The sequence below is a fragment of the Ramlibacter sp. genome, from assembly GCA_019635435.1.
Taxonomy (GTDB): domain Bacteria; phylum Pseudomonadota; class Gammaproteobacteria; order Burkholderiales; family Burkholderiaceae_C; genus JAHBZM01.
Window position 1 is genome coordinate 2,707,323 of sequence record JAHBZM010000001.1, and the last position, 24,434, is coordinate 2,731,756.

Consider the following 24,434-nt stretch of genomic DNA (forward strand, 5'->3'; position numbering starts at 1 on the left):
CCGGTCACCCCCGGGGTGGGGGCTGGAGCGCCGTGGCCCGCCCGGGGCCTGGCGCGGTCCGCAAGTGCGGCGGTTCATGCCTCGCGTGAAGCGCGCTTGCGCTCGTGCTCTTTCAGGTGGCGCTTGCGCAGGCGGATGCTCTTGGGCGTGATCTCGACCAGCTCGTCGTCTTCGATGAACTCCACGCCGTATTCCAGCGTGAGCATGATGGGCGGCGTGATCTTGATCGCGTCTTCCTTGCCACTGACGCGGAAGTTGGTGAGTTGCTTGGTGCGCGTGGCATTGACCACGAGGTCGTTGTCGCGGTTGTGGATGCCGACGATCATGCCTTCGTAGACAGGGTCATTGGCCCGCACGAACATGCGGCCGCGGTCGTCCAGCTTGCCCAGCGCATAGTTGAAGATTTCGCCATCGTCCATCGAGATCAGCACGCCGTTCTTGCGCCCGCCGATGTCGCCCTTGTGCTCCTCGTAGCCGTCGAAGATGTTGGAGATCAGGCCCGAACCGCGCGTGAGGTTGAGGAATTCGTTGGTGAAGCCGATCAGGCCCCGCGCCGGGATGCGGTACTCCAGGCGCACGCGGCCACGGCCATCGGGTTCCATGTTGAGCAGGTCGCCCTTGCGCTCGCCCAGCGCCTGCATCACGCCGCCCTGGTGCTGCTCCTCGATGTCGGCCGTGACCATCTCGATGGGCTCGTGGCGCACGCCGCCCACGTCGCGGAACACCACGCGGGGCTTGGACACCGCCAGCTCGTAGCCTTCGCGGCGCATGTTTTCCAGCAGGATGGTCAGGTGCAGTTCACCACGGCCCATGACCTCGAAAATGCCTTCTTCATCGGTCTCGCTCACGCGCAGGGCCACGTTGTGCTGCAGCTCCTTTTGCAGGCGGTCCCAGATCTGGCGGCTGGTGACGAACTTGCCTTCGCGTCCGGCCAGCGGGCTGGTGTTGACGCAGAAGTTCATGGTCAGGGTGGGCTCGTCGACCTTGAGCATGGGCAGGGGCGCCGGCTTGAGCGGGTCGGTGAGGGTCACGCCAATGCCAATCTCGTCAATACCGTTGATCAGCACGATTTCACCGGGGCCGGCTTCCTTGGTCTGCACCCGCTCCAGGCCCTGGAAGGTCAGCACCTGGTTGACGCGGCCCTTGAGGCTCTTGCCGTCCGGTCCTTCCATGACCAGCACATCCATCATGGGGCGGATGGTGCCGGCGCTGATGCGGCCCACGCCGATGCGGCCCACGAAGGTGGAGAAGTCGAGCGCCGAAATCTGCAGCTGCAGCGGGGCGTCAGGGTCGCCCTGCTGCGCCGGCACATGCTTGAGGATGGTGTTGAACAGGGCCGACATGTCGGGGCCCCACTGCTCGCCGGGTGCACCCTCTTCCATCGACGACCAGCCGTTGATGCCGGACGCGTAAACCACGGGGAAATCCAGCTGCTCATCGGTGGCGCCGAGCTTGTCGAACAGGTCGAAGGCGGCGTTGACCACGTAATCGGGACGCGCACCGGGCTTGTCCACCTTGTTGACCACCAGAATGGGCTTGAGGCCCAGCGCCAGCGCCTTCTTGGTCACGAAGCGGGTCTGCGGCATCGGGCCTTCCTGCGCGTCGATCAGCAGCACCACGCCGTCAACCATGCTCAGGGCGCGTTCCACCTCGCCGCCGAAGTCGGCGTGGCCGGGGGTGTCGACGATGTTGATGTGTGTGCCTTCCCAGGTCACGGCGCAGTTCTTGGCCAGGATGGTGATGCCGCGCTCTTTTTCGATGGCGTTGTTGTCCATCACGGTGTCGACCACCTTTTCGTGTTCGGCGAAGGTGCCCGACTGGCGCAGCAGCTGGTCGACCATGGTGGTCTTGCCGTGGTCAACGTGGGCGATGATGGCGATGTTTCGGATTTGCTTGTTGCTCATGGTGTTTCCAGGATTTGCTGTATTTCAGGGGGGCTCAGCAGTCGCCCCGGGATCAGTTCGCCGGCTTTCGCATGGCCTGTGCCAAGCAGCACCGTTCGCCCCGAGCTGGTCGAAGGGCTCGCGAGGGCTTCGACAAGCTCAGCCCGAACGGTGGAAGGGCCATAGACGGCCATGTACTGGTTGTCCGGCCAACTGCCGCGCCGCCGCAGGCCCGACAGGAAGCGCCCGGCATTGTCGGCGTCGAGCGTGACAGGGGTGTGATCGGGCAGCAGCGCCTCGACCGGCTGCAGGCAGGCCAGGCGCTGGTCCTCGGACATGGCTTCAAAGGCCTCCAGCGTCACGCATTGCGACACGTCAAAGTGGCCGGTGGCCGTGCGGCGCAGCGCCGTGAGATGGGCGCCACAGCCCAGCGCCTCGCCGATGTCCTCGCCCAGCGTGCGGATGTAGGTGCCCTTGCTCACTTTTGCTACTATTTTGATAGCTACCGGTTCCCGCGGGTCCTGGACTTCCAGCAGTTTCAGCTCATGAATGGTGATGTCGCGCGGTGCCCGCTCCACATCCACGCCTTCGCGGGCGTATTCGTACAGGGCCCGGCCGTACTTCTTGAGCGCGCTGTGCATGGGCGGCAGCTGGCGCTGGGCACCGGTGAATTGCCGGGCCACCTCGGCCAGGCGGGCCGCCGTGAGGGGCGCCACCTCGCGCCGCTCGATCACCTCGCCCTCGGCATCGCCTGTGCGGGTCTTGACGCCCAGGCAGGCCACGGCCTCATAGGTCTTGTCGGCGTCAAGCTGCAGCTGGCTGAATTTGGTGGCGGCGCCAAAGCACAGCGGCAGCACGCCCGTGGCCAGGGGGTCCAGCGTGCCGGTGTGGCCGGCCTTCTCGGCGCGCAGCAGCCATTTGCATTTCTGCAGGGCGTTGTTGCTCGACAGGCCCAGCGGCTTGTCCAGCAGAAGCACCCCATGCACGGGGCGCCTCACGACCCTCGTGCGCGGCGCGTTCACTGTCAGTCCTCGTTTTTGGATCGCGAGGCGACCGCCTGCGCAATCAGCGCGTTCATGTCGGCCGCCCGCTCGGTGGTGCGGTCGAACTGGAAGTGCAGCGTGGGCACGGTGTGGATGTGCAGGCGCTTGAACAGGCCGTTGCGCAGGAAGCCGGCCGCCTGGTTCAGCGCCAGCTCCGACTCCGTGGGATCGCCCACCAGCAGGCTGAAGAACACCTTGGCGTGCGCATAGTCGGGCGTGACCTCGACGGCCTGGATCGTGACCATGCCCACGCGCGGGTCCTTCAACTCGCGCGCGATCAGCTCCGTCAGATCGCGCTGGATCTGGTCGGCAACCTTGAAGCTGCGGTTGGGGGTGGCGGACTTGCGGGCAGGCATGCGTCTCAGCCGTGAAGGGGCAGCCACCAGCGCCCGGCGCGCGGAAGGTACCACGCCTGCGGGTCGTGCGACATGACCACGCGCACGGCGCGGCCGGTGACGCGGTTGACGTCGATGAAACCGATGAAGCGGGAGTCGTTGCTGTTGTCGCGGCTGTCGCCCAGCACCATCACCGTGCCTTCGGGCACCGTCACGGGCGCGAAGTCGCGGTAACGGTTGATGGCCGGCAGGCGCGCGGTCTCGATCGGGTACGGGCCCAGCGGCTCGCGCCAGATCTGCTCGTCCAGCGGCCCCAGCTCCGACGGGACGATCCGCGAAGCATCGACCAGCGTGCGGGTCAGCACCTGGCCATTGATGACCAGCGTGTTGTCACGCATTTCCACCACATCCCCGGCCACGGCCACCACGCGCTTGATCAGGTTGACGTCGTCCCTGGGCGAGTCAAACGTGATCACGTCGCCCGGCTGCGGCGTGCCCCAGCGCACCAGCTGGTGCAGGGTCAGCGGCACGCGCAGGCTGTAGGCCAGCTTGTTCACCGCCACGCGGTCGCCAGCCACCAGCGTCGGGTTCATCGACGACGAGGGCACGTAGTTCCAGTCGGCCACGGCCGAGCGGAACACGAGCATCAGCCCCAGGAAGAGCATGAAGCCCCGGTTGTGGGACCAAAGGTGCTTGAGGTAGGCCATGGCGGATTACAGCGTGCGCGCGATTTCCCGAATCTCGAAGAATTCCAGCACATCGCCCTCGGAGATGTCGTTGTAGCCCTTGATGTTCAGGCCGCACTCGAAGCCTTCCTTGACTTCCTTGGCATCGTCCTTGAAGCGCTTGAGCGACTCGAGCTCGCCGGTGAAGACGACCACGTTGTCGCGCAGCAGCCGCAGGCGGGCCGAGCGCCGCACCACACCCGAGGTGACCATGCAGCCGGCGATCGAGCCGATCTTGCTGACCTTGAACACCTGGCGGATCTCGGCGGTGCCGATGACTTCTTCCTTCTTGTCGGGCGTGAGCATGCCCGACATGGCGGACTTCAGTTCATCGACGGCGTCGTAGATGATGCTGTAGTAGCGGATGTCCACACCGTTGTTCTCGGCCAGCTTGCGCGCGCCGGCATCGGCCCGCGTGTTGAAGCCGATGATCACGGCCTTGGCCGCGATGGCCAGGTTGACGTCGGACTCGCTGACACCGCCCACGGCGGCGTACACGAGCTGGACCTTGACCTCGTCAGTGGACAGCTTGAGCAGCGACTGCGACAGCGCTTCCTGCGAACCCTGCACGTCGGCCTTGACGATGATGGGCACCATCTTGACCTCGCCCGCCGTGATGTCCGAGAACATGTTCTCGAGCTTGGCGGCCTGCTGCTTGGCCAGCTTGGTGTTGCGGAACTTGCCGGCCCGGTAGGTGGCGATTTCGCGCGCGCGACGCTCGTCGGTCATGACCATGAACTCGTCGCCGGCGCCCGGCACATCGGACAGGCCCTGGATTTCCACCGGAATGGACGGGCCGGCCGACTTGATGGACTTGCCGTTCTCGTCGAGCATGGCGCGCACGCGGCCGTAGGTCTGGCCCGCCAGCACCACGTCGCCGGTCTTGAGCGTGCCCGACTGGACCAGCACCGTGGCCACGGGGCCGCGGCCCTTGTCGAGCTGGGCCTCGATCACCAGGCCCTTGGCCATGGCATCCACCGGCGCCTTGAGTTCCAGCACTTCGGCCTGCAGCAGCACCTGCTCGAGCAGGTCGTCAATGCCCTGACCGGTCTTGGCCGAGACACCCACGAACGGCGACTCGCCGCCGTACTCTTCGGGCACCACTTCCTCGGCCACCAGCTCCTGCTTGACGCGGTCCAGGTTGGCGTCGGGCTTGTCGATCTTGTTGATCGCCACAACGATGGGAACACCGGCCGCCTTGGCGTGCTTGATGGCTTCCTTGGTCTGCGGCATGACGCCGTCGTCGGCCGCCACCACCAGAATCACGATGTCGGTGGCCTGCGCGCCGCGGGCCCGCATGGCGGTGAACGCCTCGTGGCCCGGGGTGTCGAGGAACGACACCATGCCGCGCGGCGTTTCGACGTGGTAGGCGCCAATGTGCTGCGTGATGCCACCGGCCTCGCCCGAGGCCACCTTGGCGCGGCGGATGTAGTCCAGCAGCGAGGTCTTGCCGTGGTCCACGTGGCCCATGACGGTCACCACCGGCGCGCGCGTCAGCGCCTCGCCCTCGGCGGCGCCCACATCCTCGTCGGTGAAGGCTTCGGGGTCGTCCAGCGCGGCCACGACGGCCTTGTGGCCCATTTCCTCGACCACGATCATGGCCGTGTCCTGGTCCAGCGGCTGGTTGATGGTGACCATCTGGCCCAGCTTCATCAGGTGCTTGATCACCTCCGAGGCCTTGACCGCCATCTTGTGGGCCAGTTCGGCCACGGTGATGGTTTCAGGCACATGGACCTCGATCACGCGGGCTTCCACCGGTGCGGCCGGGGCCTGTTCCTCGCGGTCGCGGTCGTTGCCACGGCGCCCGCGCGGGCCTCCGCGCCAGCTGTTGCGCCCCACACCGCCCGAGGCGTCGCCGCGGGTCTTGATTTCCTTCTTCTTGGCCGGGTCGCCTGCCCAGCTGGACGACAGCTTGGCGGACTTGACTTCCTTGCCGGCACCGGGCGCGGCAGCGCCGGGCGCACCCGGGCGTGCCGGCGCACCGGCGGCGGGCTTGTGCAGCGTGCCCTTGACGCCGGGCTTGGCGTCGGCGGCCTTGGCCACCGGCTTGGCTTCTTCCGGCTTCTTGGCGACCAGCACCTTCTTGGGCGTGGACATCATCGAGCGGATGGCGGCGGCTTCGGCCTCGGCCTTGCGGCGGCGCTCACCCAGATCGGCCGCACGCGCGGCTTCCTCGTCGGCGCGGGCCTTGGATTCCGCGGCGGCCTTGTCGCGGGCCTCGGACTGGGCCTGGGCCTTGGCTTCAGCCTGGCTCGCGGCCTCGTCGGCGCCATCGTCCGCAGCGGCCTTGCCGCTGGCTTCTTCAGCCAGCGCGGGGGCCTTGGTCTTTTTCTCCTCGGCGGCCTTCGCGGCCTGCTCGGCGGCTTCGCGTTCGCGGGTTTCCTGCTCTTCGCGCACGCGGCGCTTTTCGGCCAGTTCTTCTTCCTGGCGGCGAATCAGCTCAGCCTGGCGCCGGGCCTCTTCCTCGCGGCGGGACAGCTCGGCGTCGTCGATCACGGGCGCCGCGCTCACGGGCTCCTCGGCCGGCTCGGCCTCGGCCACGGTGGCCTCGGTGTTCTCGTCGCGCTTGATGAAGGTGCGCTTCTTGCGCACTTCCACCTGGATGGTGCGCGCCTTGCCCGTGGCATCGGCCTGCTTGATTTCGCTGGTGGACTTCTTGACCAGCGTGATCTTCTTGCGCTCGGGCGAGGCTGTGCCATGGCTGGCCTGCAGGTACCCCAGCAGCTTCTGCTTGTCGGTGTCGCTCAGGGCATCGGCGGGCGATGCCTTGGACACGCCGGCGCTGCGCAATTGCTCAAGCAGCGTTTCGGTTGATTTCTTGAGTTCGTTGGCAAACTCGGCGACGGTCGTACTGGACATGTGTCGTGCTACCTTTCATGACCGTTACTCTTGAGAGGCGTCGGCACCGGTAAACCAGTGCTCGCGCGCCTTCATGATCAGGGCTTTGGCCTCGTCCGCAGACTGGGCCGTGATATCTGTCAATTCATCGACGGCCAGGTCGGCCAGGTCGTCGCGTGTGTGGACGCCGTTCTCAGCAAGCTGGGCGATCAGCGTGGGGGTCAGTCCTTCAAGATCGCGCAGGTCCTGCGACACCTCATCGACGCTCTCTTCGCGCACGATCTCCATCGTCAGCAGCGCATCCTTGGCGCGGGCCCGCAGCTCGTTGACGGTGTCCTCGTCAAAGCTTTCGATTTCCAGCATTTCCTGCAATGGCACGTAGGCCACTTCCTCGAGGCTGGTGAAGCCCTCGGCAATCAGGATGTCGGCGATTTCCTGGTCCACGTCGAGCTTTTCCATGAACAGCTTGCGCGTGGAATCGGTTTCCTCGGCCTGCTTCTGGGCGGACTCGTTGGCGTCCATGATGTTGATCTTCCAGCCGGTCAGCTCGGACGCCAGGCGCACGTTCTGGCCGCCGCGGCCGATGGCAATGGCGAGGTTTTCCTCGTCCACCACCACGTCCATGGCGTGCTTTTCCTCGTCCACCACGATGGACGACACGTTGGCGGGCGCCAGCGCGCCGATCACGAACTGGGCCGGGTCTTCCGACCACAGCACGATGTCCACGCGCTCACCGGCGAGCTCGTTGGTGACGGCGTTGACACGGGTGCCCCGCACGCCCACGCAGGTGCCAATGGGGTCCACGCGCTTGTCGTGGCTGAGCACGGCGATCTTGGCGCGGCTGCCGGCATCGCGGGCACAGGACTTGATCTCCAGCAGGCCCTGCTCGATCTCGGGCACTTCCTGGCGGAACAGCTCGATCATGTACTCGGGCGCGGACCGCGACAGGATGATGGGCGCGCCGCGCAGCGTCAGGTCCACTTCCATGATCATGGCGCGGACGCGGTCGCCGTTGCGCAGGTTTTCCTTGGGGATCATCTCGCCGCGGCGCAGCCGGCCTTCGACCCGGCCGGACTCGACAATGATGTCGCCCTTGTCCATGCGCTTGACGGTGCCCACGAAAATCTTGTCGCCGCGCGACATGAAGTCGTTGAGCAGCATTTCGCGCTCGGCGTCGCGGATCTTCTGCAGGATCACCTGCTTGGCGGCCATCGCGCCAATGCGGCCGATGGGCACGGACTCGACCGGCTCCTCGATGTAATCGCCTTCCTCGACGTCGGCGATGCGCTCGCGGGCATCCATGAGCATCTCCTCGGCATCGGGGTTCTGCAGGCCGGCCTCGTCGGGCACGACCAGCCAGCGCCGGAATGTCTCGTAGTTGCCGCTGTCGCGGTCCAGCGCGACGCGGATGTCCACCTCGCCCTGGTACAGCTTCTTCGTTGCCTGTGCCAGGGCTGACTCGACTGCACCCAACACCACGTCGCGCTCGACGTTTTTCTCGCGCGAAATGGCTTCCACCAGCATCAACAATTCGCGATTCATGTCACGACTCTCCTGCAAGCTTGGCCTTGCGGCCCTTGAAATCCACAATCGATGCCAGCCGAGCTTCCCGAAGCTCGGCCAGCGTAAAACCCAGCGCCTGCAACGGCGCAGGCGCCCTCTTCTTGCTCACCTTCTGGCCCGGCTTGACCGGCGGCGCGTCGCTCCAGACGATCTGCCAGCCGCCACCGTCGGCGCGCTCCAGGGTGCCGCGAAACTTCTTGCGGTTGGCCGCCACCTGGCCCGCGGCCGCCACACCCATCGGCGCCCTGAGCGTGATGTCGACCATCTCGCCCTCGAAGCGCTCAAAATCCTTCTCGTGCCGCAACGGCCGGTCAATGCCGGGCGACGACACTTCCAGGCGCCGGTACGCCACCTCGTCCACTTCCAGCGCAAACTGCAGCTGCCGGGTGACCTTTTCGCAGTCCTCGACCGTCACGAACTGCTCGACGCCCGGCTGCCAGGGCAGATCGATGGTGATGCGCAGCAGGCCGCCAGCGGAGCGGTCAATCTCCACCAGGTCGTAACCGAGCCCGGTCACGGTTTGTTCGACGATCTGCTGTAACGCCACTTGTGGTGTGCTGTCCTGAAAATAAATGGGCCAAAAGCAATCGACCAAAAAAAACGGGCGGTAGATACCCGCCCGTTTGGTCGTGAAGGCAGGATTGTACTCCCTAAATCGTTGATTTGCAACGGTTTAGCAGGCCCTGACGCCCCCGGGGCCCTCAGTCGTCCCCGGTCTTGCGCCTCAGGGCCTTGACCTCGGCTCGCTGGCTTTTGCCCTCAAGCCGCCGGCGCTGGGAGCCCAGGGTCGGCCGGGTCGCGCGACGCACCTGCGGCGCGCTGGCCACGCTGTCCACCAGCGCCTGCAGCCGCTCGATCGCCTCGGCCCGGTTCATGTCCTGGCTGCGGTGGGCCTGGGCCTTGATGACCAGCACGCCGTCGCGGGTAATGCGCTGGTCGGCCAGCGCCAGCAGCCGGGCCTTGTGGGCGTCGGTCAGGCTGGGTGAACCGGCAATGTCAAACCGCAGGTGGATGGCGCTGGAGACCTTGTTGACATTCTGGCCCCCCGCCCCCTGGGCCCGCATGGCGGTGACCACCAGCTCGGCCTGCGGAATGAGCACCCGGGCCATCAGCTGGCCGCAGCCACCAGTCGCTGCGTGTAGGCCTCGCGGGGCGCATTGAGCACCTGGTCCACCGGACCGGCCTCGACCACGTCGCCATCCTTCATGACCATCACATCGTGCGCCATGGCGCGAATCACATCCACGTCGTGGGTGATCAACAGGTAACTCAGGCCTTTTTCGCGCTGCAGCCGCTGCAGCAGGCCCAGCACCTGCTTCTGGATGGTGACATCCAGCGCGCTCGTGGGCTCGTCCAGCACCAGCAGGCGGGGCTGCACGATGAGCGCCCGCGCGATCGCCAGGCGCTGGCGCTGGCCGCCCGAAAACTCGTGCGGATAGCGGGCCAGCAGGCCGGGGAACTGGACCGGGTCCAGGCCCACGTCGCCCAGCGCCGCCAGCACCCGCTCGCGCCGCGCCGCGGCATCCAGGCCGGGCTCGTGCACCCGCAGGCCCTCGCCCACGATTTCTTCCACTGTCATGCGCGGCGACAGCGACGAAAACGGGTCCTGGAACACCACCTGCACCACGCGTCGCAAGGCCCGGTTGCCGGCGGCATCGCGGCCCCATTCACGGCCGGTCACCTGCAAGTTGCCGGTGTGCGGCATGAGCCCGAGCGCCGCGAGCGCCAGGGTCGATTTGCCAGACCCCGACTCGCCCACCACCCCCAGGGTCCGCCCCTCGGCGAGACTGAAACCCACCTGCCGGACCGCCACAAACGCCCCCTTGCGGAACCAGCCGCGCAGCCCCGGCAGCTTCACCGGGTAGGTCACGCCCAGCCCCGCGGTCTGCATCACGGTTTGCGCTGTGGGGGGCGGCGCCACCACATCACGCACCGGCCGGCTGTCGATCAGCTTGCGGGTGTAGGGATGTTGCGGGTTGGCGAACACCTGCGCCACGGGCCCATGCTCGACCAGGTGACCGTTCTCCATGACCGCCACGCGGTCGGCGAACTTGCGCACCAGGTGCAGGTCGTGGGTGATCAGCAGCACCGCCATGCCGTTTCGGGCCTGCAGATCGGACAGCAGGTCGAGAATCTGCCCGCGCAGGGTCACGTCGAGTGCGGTGGTGGGTTCATCCGCCAGCAGCAGGCGCGGCTGACAGGCCAGCGCCATGGCAATCATGGCGCGCTGGCGCTGGCCCCCCGACAGCTGGTGGGGAAAGGCCTGCCCCCGCCTGGCGGGCTCGGGAATGCCGGTATCGGCCAGCAGCTGAATGGCGGCCTGGGCCGCCTCGCGCCGGCCCAGGCCCTGCTTGAGTTCCAGGATCTCGGCGATCTGGTCGCCCACGCTGAACAGCGGGTTCAGCGCCGTCATGGGCTCCTGGAAGATCATGGCGATCTCGGCGCCGCGCACCGCGCGCAACTGGCGCTGCGGCAGGGCCAGCAGGTCCTGGCCGCCAAAGCAGGCCTGGCCCGCGACGTCGGCATTCAGGGCCAGGCGCAGCAGGCTCAGGGCCGTCACGGTCTTGCCCGACCCCGACTCGCCCACCAGGGCGAGCTTTTCACCGGGCTGCAGATGGAAGTCCACGCCGTGAACCACCTCCTTGCCGCCAAACGAGACCCGCAGGCCCTTGACGTCGAGCAGCGGCGCGGTCATTTCTCGGCCTTTCGTGGATCCAGGGCGTCGCGCAGCGCGTCCCCCATGAAGGTCAGCAACAGCAGGGTGATGACCAGCGCGGCGAAGGTGAACAGTGAAATCCACCAGGCATCGATGCTGTTCTTGCCCTGGCTGAGCAGTTCGCCCAGCGAGGGGGTGCCCGGTGGCACGCCCAGGCCCAGGAAGTCGAGCGACGTCAGCGCGAGGATGGCCGCGCTCATGCGAAACGGCAGGAAGGTCACCACCGGCGTCATGCTGTTGGGCAGGATGTGGCGCCACATGATGCGCGGGTTGCCCACGCCCAGCGCCCGGGCCGCTCGCACATAGTCCATCTGCCGGTTGCGCAGGAACTCGGCGCGCACGTAGTCCGACAGGCCCATCCAGCCGAACAGGCTGAGCAGGATCAGCAGCAGCGAGACGCTGGGCGCGAAGATCGCGCTGAAGATGATCAACAGGTACAGCTCGGGCATGGAACCCCAGACCTCGATGAAACGCTGGAACGCCAGGTCGGTCTTGCCGCCAAAAAAGCCCTGCAAGGCGCCGGTGATCACCCCGATGACCACCCCGATGACCGTGAGCGCCAGCCCGAACAGCACGTTGAGGCGGAACCCGTAAATCAGTTGCGCGAGCAGGTCGCGCCCGCGGTCGTCGGTGCCCAGCCAGTTGTCACGCGTGGGCCGCGAGGGATTGGGCTCCTTGGCGAAGTAGTTCAGCGTGCGCGCGCCGTAGGGGTTGGGCGGAAAGATCGCCCAGTTGGGGCCCTCAGACATCTTTTTTCGGATGTAGGGGTCCAGGTAGTCGGTGGGGGTCAGGAAGTCACCCCCGAAGGTGGTCTCGGGGTAGTCGCGCACCAGCGGGAAGTAGTAGCTGCCGTTGTAGTGGACGACCAGCGGCTTGTCATTGGAGATCAGCTCGGCAAACAGGCTCAGCACCACCAGCGTGCAGAAGATCACCAGGCTGACGAAGCCCAGCCGGTTCTGGCGGAAGCGCCGCCAGGCCCGCCGGCCCGGGCTCAGGGATGGGGCTGGCGTGTCAGTCAAATTTCACCCTTGGATCGACCCAGACATAGCAAAGATCGCTGATCAGCTTGGTCAACAGGCCGATCAGCGTGAACAGGTACAGCGTGCCCAGCACCACCGGGTAGTCACGGCGGATCACGCTCTCGTAGCTCAGCAGGCCCAGGCCGTCGAGCGAGAACAGGGTTTCGATCAGCAGCGAGCCCGTGAAAAACGCGCCGATGAAGGCTGCGGGGAAGCCGGTGACGATGGGAATCAGTGCGTTGCGGAAGATGTGCTTCCACAGCACCTGCCGGTCGCTCAGGCCCTTGGCGCGGGCGGTCAGCACGTACTGCTTGCGGATTTCTTCCAGAAAGGCGTTCTTGGTCAGCATGGCCGTGACCGCGAAGCTGCCCAGCACCATGGCCGTGACCGGCAGCGTGATGTGCCACAGGTAGTCCACGATGCGCGCGCCCCAGCTCAGTTCGGCCCAGTTGCCCGAGGTCAGCCCGCGCAGCGGGAACCACTGGAGCTGGCCGCCGAATATCACCAGCAGCGCCACGCCGAGCACAAAGCCCGGAATGGCATAGCCCACCAGCACCAGCAAGGTGGTGACAAGGTCAAACCGGGTGCCCGCGCGCACCGCCTTGGCCACCCCCAGGGGCACCGCCACCAGGTAGCTGATGAAGAAAGTCCACAGCCCCAGGCTGATGGACACCGGCAGCTTCTCCTTGAGCAGTTGCCAGACATCCTTGTTCTGGAAAAAGCTGGTACCCAGGTCAAAACGCGCGTACTGCCTGAGCATGAGCCAGAAGCGCTCGGGGGCCGGTTTGTCAAAGCCATACAAGGCCTTGATCTGCTCGATGCGCTTGGGGTCCACGCCCTGCCCGCCCCGGTAGCTCAGGCCGCCGCCCTCGGCCCGCCCGCCCCCGGCCGCACGCGCTTCGGCCAGGTACTGCTCGACCGGCCCGCCCGGAACAAACTGCGTCACCACAAAGGTCAGCAGCAGCACCCCGAACAAGGTGGGCAGCATCAGCAGCAGGCGTTTGGCGATGTAAGAGACCATGGTGGAATCACGCGATGAAAGCGGGGTTGCCGCGGAACCGGCTTTGGCCCGTCCTGAGCCTGCCGAAGGGCCGGGCCGCTGGCAACGCCCCTTGGGGGGAGGCGACCGCAGGGCGCTTCGGGGGGGTCGTCATTTCGCCCACCAGGTGTCAATGGCCCAGGCCTCGCCTTGCACATAGGGCGGCACCTGGTCGGGCCGCGCCAGCCGCCAGGCGTTGTAGGCCATGCGGTGGGTGCCGGCGGTCCAGGCGGGAATGAGATAGTGGCCGTGAACGATCACCCGCTCCAGCGCGCGGCAGGCCGGCAGCAGCTCGGCCTTGCTTTTGGCCGAGGTCATCCTGTTGATCAGCGCATCGACGGCCGGGTTGCTGACGCCCGCGAAATTGGCCGAACTCTCGGTCTTGGCGGCCTTGCTGCCGAAGTAGTCCGCAAACTCCTGGCCCGGATTGTTGGTGCCGGGGATGTTGAGCGAGACGATGTCAAAGTCAAACTGGTCCAGCCGCTGCTGGTACAGCGCGAAATCCACCGAGCGGAACTTGAGCGTGATGCCCAGCTTTTCGAGCGCGCGGATCCACTGCGCCACCGTGCGCACCCCGCCCTCATTGGAGTCCATGTACTCGATCACCATGGCCTCGCCCTTGGCGTTGCGCAGCGCCCCGTCGCGCACGGTCCAGCCGGCCTCGCGCAGCAGGGCGCGCGCCTTGAGCAGGTTGGCGCGCAGGGATGAGTCACCGTCGGTGCGCGGCGGCACGGCCATGGGCCCGAACACCGCGTCGGGAATCTTGCCGCGCCAGGGCTCGAGCAGGGCCAGTTCCTCGGGCGACGGCGTGCCGCTGGCCGCGCAGTCGGTGTTGCCGAACAGGCCGTGCACGCGCTGGTAGGAGTTGTAGAACAGCTGGCGGTTCATCCACTCGTAGTCCATGGCCAGACCCAGCGCCTCGCGCACCCGCACGTCCTGCAGCATGGGCCGCCGCGTGTTGAGAAAGTAGCTCTGGAAGCCCGAGGGCAGCTGGTGCTTGAACTCGCCCTTGACCAGCTCACCGGTGTCAAAGCGCCGGCCGCGCACGCGCCGGGCCCAGTCGCCGGCCGAGTAAAAGCTCATCAGGTCAAACTCGCCGGCCTTCAGGGCCTCCAGCCGCGCGGTGTTGTCGCGGTAGATCTTGACGGTGATGCGGTCAAAGTTGTTGGTGCCCCGGCGCACGTTGAGGTCGCGCGCCCAGTAATTCGGGTCGCGCACATAGGTGATGTCCTTGCCAAAACGCACCGGGCCAATCCTGTAGGGCCCGCTGCCGATCGGAATGTCGGTCACCACCTGGTCAAACGGCTTGGGCTTTCCGTTCACCATGCCCCACTGGCGGCTGAACACCGGGATGCCGCCCACCGTCAGCGGCAGTTCGCGGTTGGGCTTGCTGAAGCGAAAGCGCACGGTGCGTTCGTCCAGCACGTCCAGCCCCGCCACATCGGCCAGCAGGGTCTTGTACGCGGGCGAGGTGTACTTGCCCATCAGCGTGTCGAAGCTGTGCTTGACGTCGGCGGCCAGCACCGCGTCGCCATTGTGGAAGCGCGCCTCGGGCCGCAGCTTGAACGTGGCGCTCAGGCCATCGGTGGCCACCGCCACATCCTGCGCCAGCAGGCCATAACCCGAACCGGTTTCGTCAAGCGAGCCAATCAGCAGGGAGTCGAACAGCAGGCCCGAGAGATAGGTCGGCGCACTGCCCTTGATGGTGAAAGGGTTGTATTTGTCGAAGGTGGAGGCGCGCGAGTTGCCCACCAGGCGGATCTCACCGCCTTTGGGGGCCTGCGGGTTGACATAGGCGAAATGGTCAAAGCCCGGCGGGTATTTGAGGTCGCCCCACAGGGCGTAGCCGTGCGCCGCCCACACGGGCATGGACACGCACAGCAACAACCCAACCAGCATTTTTCGCATGCGACAATTCTGCACAGTTTTCAAACGCGAGAGACCTATGGGATTCCTGACCGGAAAAAAATTGCTGATCACGGGTGTGCTGTCCAACCGCTCCATCGCCTATGGCGTGGCCAGGGCCTGCCATGCCCAGGGGGCTGAACTCGCCTTCAGCTACGTGGGCGAGCGCTTCAAGGACCGCATCACCGAGTTCGCGGCCGACTTCGACTCCAAACTCATTTTTGACTGCGACGTGGGCAGTGACGAGCAGATCGACGCCCTGTTCAAGGACCTGTCGGCCACCTGGCCCAAATTTGATGGCTTCGTCCATGCCATCGGCTTCGCCCCGCGCGAGGCGATCGCCGGCGATTTTCTCGATGGCATCAGCCGCGAGGCCTTCAGGATCGCGCACGACATCAGTGCCTACAGCTTTCCGGCCATGGCCAAGGCCGCCCTGCCCTACCTCAATGACAAATCGGCGCTGCTCACGCTGACCTACCTGGGGGCCATCCGCAGCGTGCCCAACTACAACACCATGGGCCTGGCCAAGGCCAGCCTCGAGGCCTCGGTGCGCTACCTGGCCGAGTCGCTGGGACCGCGCGGCATGCGCGTGAACGGCATCAGCGCGGGGCCGATCAAGACGCTCGCGGCCAGCGGCATCAAGGGCTTCGGCAAGATCCTCAGCGTGGTGGCCGAAACCTCGCCAATCCGCCGCAACGTGACCATCGACGACGTGGGCAATGTGGCCGCGTTCCTGCTCAGCGACCTGGCTGCCGGCGTGAGCGCCGAAATCACCTATGTGGATGGCGGCTTCAGCAACGTGGTGGGCGGCATTGCCGAGCCGAGCGCGGCCTGAGCCCCCGGTTTTGAACGAAAAAGGCCTGTAGTCCAGGCTGGGCGGCCACCAGCAGCTACAGAAAGCATAGCAAACGGAGCCAGGGAGGCACCCGACATGACAACATCGGACACCGGATCCGCCGCTTGTTCGCGCCGCACGGCGCTGGGTTGGCTGGTAGGCGCGGGCCTGGCCAGCCCCACCCTGCCCGCCTTGTCCGCACCGGGCGCACCGCCCCTGATGCTGGCCCGGCTGTATGCACCGGGCGTGCCCGTGGCCGACTATGGCGTGAGTGAAAAATACGATGGCCTGCGCGGTTACTGGGACGGCCGGCAGCTCTGGACGCGCGGTGGCGAGCGCGTCGTCACCCCGGCGGGGTTCACCACGGGCTGGCCGGCGCAGGCCATGGACGGAGAGCTTTGGGCCGGCCGTGGCGGCTTTGCCCGGGCCGTGTCCACGGCCCGCCGCCATGAACCCGACGCCGCGGCCTGGCGCGAGATGACCTTCATGGTGTTTGACCTGCCCACGCAGGCGGGCAGTTTCCGGGAGCGGGCCGCTGCCCTGCAGAAGCTGCTGCCCGCGGGCGGCGCGCCTGGCGGACTGGCGGCCGTGGCGCATTCCACCGTCCACGACGCCGACAGCCTTGACAGGCTGATGAGGCGCACCGTGCGCGAAGGTGGCGAAGGCCTGATGCTGCACCGCTGGGATGCGCTGTACCGCGCCGGGCGCAGCCCCGACCTGCTCAAGTACAAGCCCACCCAGGATGCCGATGCCCGCGTGCTCGGCCATGTGCCGGGCCAGGGCAAGCTGGCCGGCATGCTGGGGGCCTTGCTGGTGGAAACGCCGGACGGTGTGCGCTTCAGGATCGGCACCGGGTTCTCGCAGGCCCAGCGGCGCGAGCCCCCGGCGGTCGGCAGCTGGATCAGCTACCACCACCGCGGCGAAACCGATCGCGGCGTGCCACGCTTTGCCAGCTTTGCGCGGGTGCGCGCCGACCTGGGGTCCTGACCGGCCCCCGGGGGCTCAGCCCTTCACGCAATCGGCGTAGTAGCGCACCACGCCGTCCGGCCCGACCTGCTCCACCAGGCCGTGGATGTCGGTTTCAAAGCCCGGGCACTGGGCGTTGAACTCGCGAGAGAACTTCAGGTAGTCCACGATCTTCTTGTTGAACACCTCGCCCGGGATCAGCAGCGGAATGCCCGGCGGGTAGGGCGTGACCAGCCCCACGGTGATGCGGCCTTCTAGCTGGTCGATCTCCACCCTTTCGGTCTTGCGGTGCGCGATGTAGGCATAGGCGTCGCTGGGCGTCATGGCCGGCGTCAGGTCGCTCAGGTACATCTCGGTGGTCAGGCGCGCGATGTCGTAGCGCGCATACAGCTCGTGCACATGCTGGCACAGGTCCTTGAGGCCCATGCGCTCGTACTTGGGGTGGGCCTTGCAGAACTCGGGCAGGATGCGCCACATGGCCTGGTTGCGGTCGTAGTCGTCCTTGAACTGCTGCAGCGCGGTCAGCAAGGTGTTCCAGCGGCCCTTGGTGATGCCGATGGTGAACATGATGAAGAAGCTGTACAGGCCCGTCTTCTCGACGATCACGCCATGCTCGGCCAGGAACTTGGTGACGATGCTGGCCGGAATGCCCGTCTTCGCAAACTTGCCATTCAGGTCCAGGCCCGGCGTCACCACGGTGGACTTGATCGGGTCGAGCATGTTGAAGCCATCGGCCAGCTTGCCGAAGCCATGCCACTTGGCGGTGCGCGCCTCGCCCTTGATGATCCAGTCGTCGGCGCGGCCTATGCCTTCTTCCACCAGCTTCTCGGGGCCCCAGACGCGGAACCACCATTCGTCCTTGCCGAACTCTTCCTCCACCTTGCGCATGGCACGGCGGAAATCCAGCGCCTCCAGGATGCTCTCTTCCACCAGCGCGGTGCCGCCGGGCGGCTCCATCATGGCGGCGGCCACATCGCAGCTCGCGATGATCGCGTACTGCGGGCTGGTGCTGGTGTGCATCAGGTAGGCCTCGTTGAACAGGTGGCGGTCCAGCTTGCGGTTCTGCGAGTCCTGCACCAGCACATGGCTGGCCTGGCTGATGCCGGCCAGCAGCTTGTGGGTGGACTGGGTGGCAAAGGTCAGCGCCTCCTTGGGCCGCGCCCGGCGCTTGCCCATGGCGTGGTAGGGGCCGTAGAACGGGTGGAAGGCCGCGTGCGGCAGCCAGGCCTCGTCAAAATGCAGCGTGTCCACATAGCCGTCGAGCATGGACTTGATGGTCTCGGTGTTGTAGATCACGCCGTCGTAGGTGGACTGCGTGAGCGTCATCACGCGCGGCTTGACCTTGTCGGCGTCCACGCCCTTGAGCAGCGGGTTGGCCCGGATCTTGGCCTTGATGGCCTCGGGCTCGAACTCGCTCCTGGGGATCGGGCCGATGATGCCGAAATGGTTGCGCGTCGGCTTCATGAACACCGGGATGGCCCCGGTCATGATGATGGCGTGCAGGATGGACTTGTGGCAGTTGCGGTCCACCACCACCACGTCGCCCGGCGCCACCGTGTGGTGCCAGACCATCTTGTTGGAGGTGCTGGTGCCGTTGGTCACGAAGAAGCAGTGGTCGGCGTTGAAGATGCGCGCGGCATTCTTCTCGCTCTCGGCCACGGGGCCGGTGTGGTCCAGCAGCTGGCCCAGTTCCTCCACCGCGTTGCAGACGTCGGCGCGCAGCATGTTCTCGCCGAAGAACTGGTGGAACATCTGGCCCACCGGGCTTTTGAGGAAGGCCACCCCGCCCGAGTGGCCGGGGCAATGCCAGGAGTAGGAGCCGTCCTCGGCGTAATCCAGCAGCGCCTTGAAGAACGGCGGCTGCACGCCCTCGAGGTAGCTCTTGGCCTCGCGGATGATGTGGCGCGCCACGAACTCCGGCGTGTCCTCGAACATGTGGATGAAGCCATGCAGTTCGCGCAGGATGTCGTTGGGCATGTGGCGCGAGGTCTTGGTCTCGCCGTACACGTAGATCGGCACGTCAGGGTTCTTGCGCCGCACTTCCTGGATGAAATTGCGCAGGTTCAGCACCACCGGGTCCAGGTCGGGGCCGGGCGTGAATTCCTCATCGTCAATCGACAGGATGAAGGCGCTGGCACGGCTTTGCTGCTGGGCAAATTGCGACAGGTCGCCGTAGCTGGTCACGCCCAGCACCTCGAAGCCCTCGGTCTCGATGGCTTGCGCGAGCGCGCGGATGCCCAGGCCCGAGGTGTTCTCGGAACGGTAGTCCTCGTCAATGATGACGATGGGAAAGCGGAATTTCATGCGGGCCTCCTGATTGCCGGGCCAAAAAGATCAAAACAGGCGCGAAGTGTAGGGAATAAACAAGTCGGCTTTTGGGAACTGCCCTGTAATGGGGCCAAAATGTGGTGCGATCAATACAACGAGAGGTGCACATGGCGGAATCAACCATCTGGTGGCTGTTGACGGGCGCTGCGGTGGCGGTCGAGCTGCTGACCGGGACTTTCTACCTGCTGATGCTGGCCATCGGTCTGGCCGCAGCGGCACTGGCGGCCCATCTGGGCCTCACCTTGACCGTCCAGCTGCTGGTGGCCGCCGCGGTCGGTGGCGGCGCCGTGGTGGCCTGGCATCTTCTGCGGAACCGGCAGGCCGCGGGGCCCGCCCCGGGAGCCAACCGGGACATCAATCTGGACGTGGGCGAGTCCCTGCATGTGGAGGCCTGGAACCCTGACGGCACCGCCAGCGTCAGGTACCGCGGCGCCAACTGGACGGTGATCCCGGTGCCCGGCACCGTGCCCGGAACGGGCGCGCACCGCGTCCGTGAAGTGGTGGGCAGCCGTCTTGTCGTCGAAAAAATCTGAAACCCCTAGAGGAGGAATTCCATGGAAATCGCGATCATCCTGTTTGTCATTGCCGCCATCTTCATCACCCGCTCGATCAAGGTCGTGCCCCAGCAGAACTCCTGGGTGGTGGAGCGGCTGGGCAAGTACCACGCCTCGCTGGCCCCCGGGCTGAACTTCCTGGTGCCCTTCATCGACAAGGTGGCCTACAAGCACAGCCTCAAGGAAATTCCGCTCGACGTGCCCAGCCAGGTCTGCATCACGCGCGACAACACGCAGCTGCAGGTCGACGGCATCCTGTATTTCCAGGTCACCGACCCGATGCGCGCAAGCTATGGCTCGTCGAACTACATCATGGCCGTGACCCAACTCGCGCAGACCTCGCTGCGCAGCGTGATCGGCAAGCTCGAACTCGACAAGACCTTCGAGGAGCGCGACATCATCAACGCCCAGGTGGTGCAGGCCATTGACGAAGCTGCCCTGAACTGGGGCGTGAAGGTGCTGCGCTACGAGATCAAGGACCTGACTCCGCCGACCGAAATCCTGCACGCCATGCAGGCCCAGATCACGGCCGAGCGCGGCAAGCGCGCGCTGATTGCCGCCTCCGAGGGCCGCCGCCAGGAACAGATCAACATCGCCACTGGCGAGCGCGAGGCCTTCATTGCGCGTTCGGAAGGCGAGAAGCAGGCCGCCATCAACAACGCCCAGGGCGAGGCCGCCGCCATCACCGCGGTGGCCGACGCCACCGCCATGGCCATTGAGCGCATCGCCGCCGCCATCGAGATGCCCGGCGGCATGCAGGCCGTGCAACTGAAGGTGGCCGAGCGCGCGGTGGACGCCTATGGCAAGGTGGCCTCCGACGCCACCACCACGCTGATCGTGCCCAGCAACATGACCGAGGTGTCGGCCCTGATCGGCTCCGCCATGAAAATGGTCCAGACCGGCAAGGCCGGCGCCTGAGCCGCGGAAAACGCTCCCGCGCACTGCTACAATCGTGGGCTTCGGAGCGGTGGATGAGCGGTTTAAGTCGCACGCCTGGAAAGCGTGTGAGGGTTAATAGCCCTCCGCGGGTTCGAATCCCGCCTGCTCCGCCAGAGAAATGAAAAAAGCCACCTTGCGGTGGCTTTTTTCTTGGGGCTGAACGATTTAGTTCAGGGCCGACTTCTTGCCGTCCTTGTAGACGTACAGCGTGATGGCCGGGTTCTTCAGTTCGCCATTGGGTTCGAACTGGATCGTGGTGGTCACGCCCTTGAAGTTGGTTTCCTTCAGCTTGGGGATGTACACCTTGGGGTCGGTGGAGCCGGCGCGCTTCATGGCGTCAACCAGCACGAAGGTGGCGTCATAGGTGTACGGGCTGTAGACCTGGAACTGGCCAGGGTACTTGGCATCGTAGCGGGCCTTCCAGGCCGTGCCGCCGGGCATCTTGGCCAGCGAAGCGCCGCCTTCAGCGCAAACCACGTTTTCCAGCGTCTTGGCGCCGGCCGCCAGCTTGGCGATTTCAGAGGTGCAAATGCCATCGCCGCCGAAGAACTTGACCTTGGACAGGCCGAGCTGTTCCATCTGGCGCAGCATCGGGCCGGCTTGGGGGTCCATGCCGCCGTAGAAGATGGCGTCGGGGGCCTTGGCCTTGATGGCGGTCAGGATGGCCATGAAGTCGGTGGCCTTGTCGGTCGTGAACTGCTCGTCGACGATCTGCATGCCCTTGGACTGCGCGGTCTTCTTGAACACTTCGGCAACGCCCTGGCCGTAGGCCGTGCGGTCGTCGATGATGGCAACCTTCTTGAGCTTCAGCGCGTCAGCCGCGTAGAACGCCAGGCCAGCGCCCAGGGCGTTGTCGTTGGCGATGATGCGGTACGTGGTGTTGTAGCCGGGCTTGGTCAGGTTGGGGTTGGTTGCAGCGCCCGTGATGTGGGGAATGCCGCAGTCGTTGTAAACCTTGGAGGCGGGAATCGTGGTGCCCGAGTTCAGGTGGCCCACCACGCCGGCGACCTTGGCGTCGCACAGTTTCTGGGCAGCGGCCGTGCCCTGTTTCGGGTCAGCGGCGTCGTCTTCGGCGACGATTTCAAACTTGGCTTTCTTGCCACCGATCATGACGCCCTGTGCGTTCAGATCTTCAATGGCCATGCGGACGCCGTTTTCGTTGTCCTTGCCATAGTGGGCCTGGGCGCCGGAGATGGGCGCCACGTGGCCGATCTTCACAACCATGTCCTGCGCCGATGCCATTCCCGCGACAGCGGTGATGACAGCAGCAACAGACAGTTTCAACTTCATTTGCATAAAAAGCCTCCAGATTTAAGAAAAGGGTTGAGAAGTAAATTTTTGACTCAACGGCCGCGAACATATCGCAATTTCCGGACCCGAACCATAGGGAACACGCTAGGTCTGAAGTGATAAGGGGGATTACCCTTCCGACAGTTTGGCTAATGACCCAAAGCGCCGTGGCCGCGCCCGGGCCGGCAGCCGCTTCAACTGCCGCCGCGGCCCGCGAGTTCCTGGGCCACTGCTTCGGAAACGGCCTGCCGGACGATGGCCTCGATCTCCTCGCGCAACAACGGGCCGAGGTGGCGGGTCTGCTCCAGCACCAGCGTGGCGATGGCTTCGCGCAAACGTCGCTCGAGTGACAGATCCACACGCTGCATCACGCGGTGGATGATCTGTTCCTGCAGTCCGTCCAGCGGCGCGACCGCATCCGGTGCGGCGGCCGAGGTGGCCCGCACCACGTCGGTGAGCGTCGGCACATAACGGGGCGGAACGCGGGGGCTGCCGGCCATCAGGCACGCTCCTTCAGGGCGAGATCGTGGCGGGTGATCGCATAGCCGCGATCGGCATAGTGCTTCCAGCGGCCACGGGCGCGCTGGCGGTCGTCATCGTGCAGGCTCACGACCTCGATCAGGCGTTCAAACCGCTCGAAGCCTTCGGGCACAGGCTCACCCAGGTTGACCAGCACCTGCTGGTGCGGCGTGGCCTGGACCGAGGGGGCCAGCACCACGGGCGACGCCGCGAGCACCACGGGCTCGGCCGTGGCATGGCAATGCGGCACGAACTCCAGCGCGCCAAAGGTCCACAGCGCCACATCGAGCTCGCGCAGCATCGGGTCGGCGCCCGTCACCACCACCCGCGCCCCGCTGCCCACGGCCTTACGCAGTAGGCGGCACGCGTAAGACAGCTTGTCCGGCGCGTTGAAGTGAAAGGCAACCTCGGTCATGAGGCCCGCTTGCGCCGGCTGGCCCCGCCCGCCGCTGGCTTGCCCGCGGCCCCGCTGGCCGCCTGCGCCGCCAAATACTGCAGCAGCAGGCCCACGGGCCGGCCCGTGGCGCCCTTGGCGCCGCCACTCTTCCAGGCCGTGCCGGCAATGTCAAGGTGCGCCCAGGGGTAGGCTGCCGCAAAGCGTTGCAGGAATTTGGCCGCCGTGACGGCGCCTCCCGCGCGGCCCGCCACATTGGCCACATCGGCGAAATGTGTCTTGAGGCCTTCGGCGTATTCGGCGTCCAGCGGCATGCGCCAGCACAGGTCCTGCGCCTGATCGCCCGCCGACTGCAATGCCCCGGCCAGCGCATCGTCGGTTGAAAACAGGCCGCTGCGTACCCCGCCCAGCGCAATCACGCAGGCGCCGGTCAGCGTGGCAATGTCGACCACGGCGGCCGGCTTGAAGCGCTCGGCGTAGGTCAGGGCATCGCAGAGGATCAGCCGGCCTTCGGCATCGGTGTTGAGGATTTCAATGGTCTGGCCGCTCATGCTCGTGACCACATCGCCGGGCTTCACCGCGAGGCCATCGGGCATGTTCTCGCAACTCGGGATCAGGCCCACCACATTGACCGCGGGCTTGAGCTCCGCCAGCGCGCGGAACACGCCCAGCACGCTCGCGGCGCCGCACATGTCGAACTTCATCTCGTCCATCTCGCCCGCGGGCTTGATCGAAATGCCACCCGTGTCGAAGGTGATGCCCTTGCCCACCAGCACCACCGGCGCCTGGGCCTTGGCCGCGCCGTCATAGCGCAGCACAATGAAACGCAGCGGTTCGCGCGAGCCCTGGGCCACCGCCATGAAGGCCCCCATGCCCAGGCGCGCCACCTCGGCCGGCCCGAGCACCTGGCATTTGATGGGGCCTTTGGCCAGCGCCTTGGCGGCCCGGCCCAGGTGCGTGGGAGTGGCATGGTTGGGCGGGCGATTGCCCCATTCCTTGGCGGTCTCGATGCCCTTGACGGCCGCCTGCGCCAGCACAAATGCACCGCGGGCCCTGCCCGCATCCGCCACACCCACAACGAGCCGCTGGATCTTGCGGCCATCGGCCTTGGGCTTGGTCGTGGTGTAGACATAGCTGGCATCGGCCGCGGCCAGCACGCAGGCGCGCACGGCGTCGGCGCTGGCGTCGCCGGCCAGGCAGACCAGCACCCGCTTGACCTGCGCGGTCTTGACGGCATGGATGCCCGCCAGCACGGCTGACCTCACGCTGGTGGCCGCTCCGTCGCCGGCGCCTGCGAGCACCAGGCGCGCGGCCGTGATGCCTGCCGCCTTGTAGGCCTGCAGCAGCTTGCCGGCCTTGGCCTCGAAGTCGCCCGCCTTGAGCGCGCCGGCCAGCAGGCCGGACAGCGCGTCCTTGCCGGGCTTGAAGGATTCGGGGACCACCACCACCAGCGCATCGCACTTTTCAGCCGCAGCGCCTGCCAGGTCCAGGGTCTTGAGTTCAAAGTCCATAATTCGGTGTTTTCGCTGCGAACGGCGCAGAT

21 protein-coding genes and 1 tRNA gene are annotated in these 24,434 nt (G+C 66.1%); 5 read left to right on the top strand and 17 right to left on the bottom strand.

Annotation, left to right across the window (positions count from 1 at the left end):
- Positions 1-74: 74 nt before the first annotated feature.
- The 12 genes from typA to KF796_13150 all read right to left on the bottom strand — a co-directional run bounded on the left by typA (position 75) and on the right by KF796_13150 (position 15,069).
- On the bottom strand, positions 75-1,904 hold the full coding sequence (gene typA, locus KF796_13095; GenBank protein MBX3587570.1) for a translational GTPase TypA: 1,830 nt from the start codon (positions 1,902-1,904) through the stop codon (positions 75-77).
- Positions 1,901-2,905 (bottom strand): tRNA pseudouridine(55) synthase TruB, encoded by a 1,005-nt coding sequence (truB, locus tag KF796_13100; protein ID MBX3587571.1) that lies wholly within the window; start codon positions 2,903-2,905, stop codon positions 1,901-1,903. Before truB ends, typA begins: the two co-directional genes overlap by 4 nt.
- A gap of 2 nt (positions 2,906-2,907) precedes the next feature.
- Positions 2,908-3,282: a 30S ribosome-binding factor RbfA gene (gene rbfA / locus KF796_13105; GenBank protein MBX3587572.1), complete on the bottom strand. Its 375-nt coding sequence runs from the start codon at positions 3,280-3,282 to the stop codon at positions 2,908-2,910.
- Positions 3,283-3,287: 5 nt separating this feature from the next.
- Positions 3,288-3,968 carry a signal peptidase I gene (gene lepB / locus KF796_13110; protein ID MBX3587573.1) on the bottom strand — a complete coding sequence of 227 codons (681 nt, stop codon included), beginning with the start codon at positions 3,966-3,968 and terminating at the stop codon, positions 3,288-3,290.
- A 6-nt stretch (positions 3,969-3,974) separates the two neighbouring features.
- Complete coding sequence (gene infB, locus KF796_13115; protein ID MBX3587574.1) at positions 3,975-6,845, bottom strand: translation initiation factor IF-2; 2,871 nt, start codon at positions 6,843-6,845, stop codon at positions 3,975-3,977.
- A gap of 24 nt (positions 6,846-6,869) precedes the next feature.
- Positions 6,870-8,366: a transcription termination/antitermination protein NusA gene (gene nusA, locus KF796_13120; GenBank protein MBX3587575.1), complete on the bottom strand. Its 1,497-nt coding sequence runs from the start codon at positions 8,364-8,366 to the stop codon at positions 6,870-6,872.
- A gap of 1 nt (position 8,367) precedes the next feature.
- A complete protein-coding gene (rimP, locus tag KF796_13125; GenBank protein ID MBX3587576.1) occupies positions 8,368-8,934 on the bottom strand; it encodes a ribosome maturation factor RimP in 567 nt (188 codons plus the stop codon).
- 154 nt (positions 8,935-9,088) lie between these two features.
- Positions 9,089-9,496 (bottom strand): aminoacyl-tRNA hydrolase, encoded by a 408-nt coding sequence (gene arfB, locus KF796_13130; protein ID MBX3587577.1) that lies wholly within the window; start codon positions 9,494-9,496, stop codon positions 9,089-9,091.
- Complete coding sequence (locus KF796_13135; protein ID MBX3587578.1) at positions 9,496-11,082, bottom strand: ABC transporter ATP-binding protein; 1,587 nt, start codon at positions 11,080-11,082, stop codon at positions 9,496-9,498. The genes arfB and KF796_13135 overlap by 1 nt, the downstream gene beginning before the upstream one ends.
- Positions 11,079-12,122 (bottom strand): ABC transporter permease, encoded by a 1,044-nt coding sequence (locus KF796_13140; GenBank protein ID MBX3587579.1) that lies wholly within the window; start codon positions 12,120-12,122, stop codon positions 11,079-11,081. Before KF796_13140 ends, KF796_13135 begins: the two co-directional genes overlap by 4 nt.
- Positions 12,115-13,143, bottom strand: coding sequence for an ABC transporter permease subunit (locus tag KF796_13145; GenBank protein MBX3587580.1), 1,029 nt, complete (start codon positions 13,141-13,143; stop codon positions 12,115-12,117). The genes KF796_13140 and KF796_13145 overlap by 8 nt, the downstream gene beginning before the upstream one ends.
- Positions 13,144-13,272: 129 nt before the next feature.
- Complete coding sequence (locus tag KF796_13150) at positions 13,273-15,069, bottom strand: ABC transporter substrate-binding protein (GenBank protein ID MBX3587581.1); 1,797 nt, start codon at positions 15,067-15,069, stop codon at positions 13,273-13,275.
- Positions 15,070-15,106: 37 nt separating this feature from the next.
- Between KF796_13150 and fabI the strand changes: the two genes are divergently transcribed.
- Complete coding sequence (fabI, locus tag KF796_13155) at positions 15,107-15,901, top strand: enoyl-ACP reductase FabI (protein MBX3587582.1); 795 nt, start codon at positions 15,107-15,109, stop codon at positions 15,899-15,901.
- Between the two features lie 96 nt (positions 15,902-15,997).
- A complete protein-coding gene (locus KF796_13160) occupies positions 15,998-16,888 on the top strand; it encodes a DNA ligase (GenBank protein ID MBX3587583.1) in 891 nt (296 codons plus the stop codon).
- 15 nt (positions 16,889-16,903) lie between these two features.
- Here KF796_13160 and KF796_13165 read toward each other — a convergent pair whose 3' ends face one another.
- A complete protein-coding gene (locus tag KF796_13165) occupies positions 16,904-19,171 on the bottom strand; it encodes an arginine/lysine/ornithine decarboxylase (GenBank protein ID MBX3587584.1) in 2,268 nt (755 codons plus the stop codon).
- Between the two features lie 131 nt (positions 19,172-19,302).
- Between KF796_13165 and KF796_13170 the strand changes: the two genes are divergently transcribed.
- From KF796_13170 to KF796_13180, 3 genes are all read left to right on the top strand, one after another.
- Positions 19,303-19,728 carry an NfeD family protein gene (locus KF796_13170; GenBank protein ID MBX3587585.1) on the top strand — a complete coding sequence of 142 codons (426 nt, stop codon included), beginning with the start codon at positions 19,303-19,305 and terminating at the stop codon, positions 19,726-19,728.
- Between the two features lie 21 nt (positions 19,729-19,749).
- Positions 19,750-20,667, top strand: a complete 918-nt coding sequence (locus KF796_13175) for a paraslipin (GenBank protein ID MBX3587586.1) — start codon at positions 19,750-19,752, stop codon at positions 20,665-20,667.
- Between the two features lie 43 nt (positions 20,668-20,710).
- A tRNA-Ser gene (locus tag KF796_13180) sits at positions 20,711-20,801 on the top strand.
- A 52-nt stretch (positions 20,802-20,853) separates the two neighbouring features.
- Here KF796_13180 and KF796_13185 read toward each other — a convergent pair.
- From KF796_13185 to KF796_13200, 4 genes are all read right to left on the bottom strand, one after another.
- A complete protein-coding gene (locus tag KF796_13185) occupies positions 20,854-21,984 on the bottom strand; it encodes a branched-chain amino acid ABC transporter substrate-binding protein (GenBank protein MBX3587587.1) in 1,131 nt (376 codons plus the stop codon).
- 188 nt (positions 21,985-22,172) lie between these two features.
- Positions 22,173-22,478 carry a hypothetical protein gene (locus tag KF796_13190; GenBank protein ID MBX3587588.1) on the bottom strand — a complete coding sequence of 102 codons (306 nt, stop codon included), beginning with the start codon at positions 22,476-22,478 and terminating at the stop codon, positions 22,173-22,175.
- A complete protein-coding gene (locus KF796_13195) occupies positions 22,478-22,912 on the bottom strand; it encodes a DNA polymerase III subunit chi (protein MBX3587589.1) in 435 nt (144 codons plus the stop codon). Before KF796_13195 ends, KF796_13190 begins: the two co-directional genes overlap by 1 nt.
- Entirely contained in the window at positions 22,909-24,402 is a 1,494-nt protein-coding gene (locus tag KF796_13200; protein ID MBX3587590.1) for a leucyl aminopeptidase, read from the bottom strand. The genes KF796_13195 and KF796_13200 overlap by 4 nt, the downstream gene beginning before the upstream one ends.
- Between the last annotated feature and the right edge of the window lie 32 nt (positions 24,403-24,434).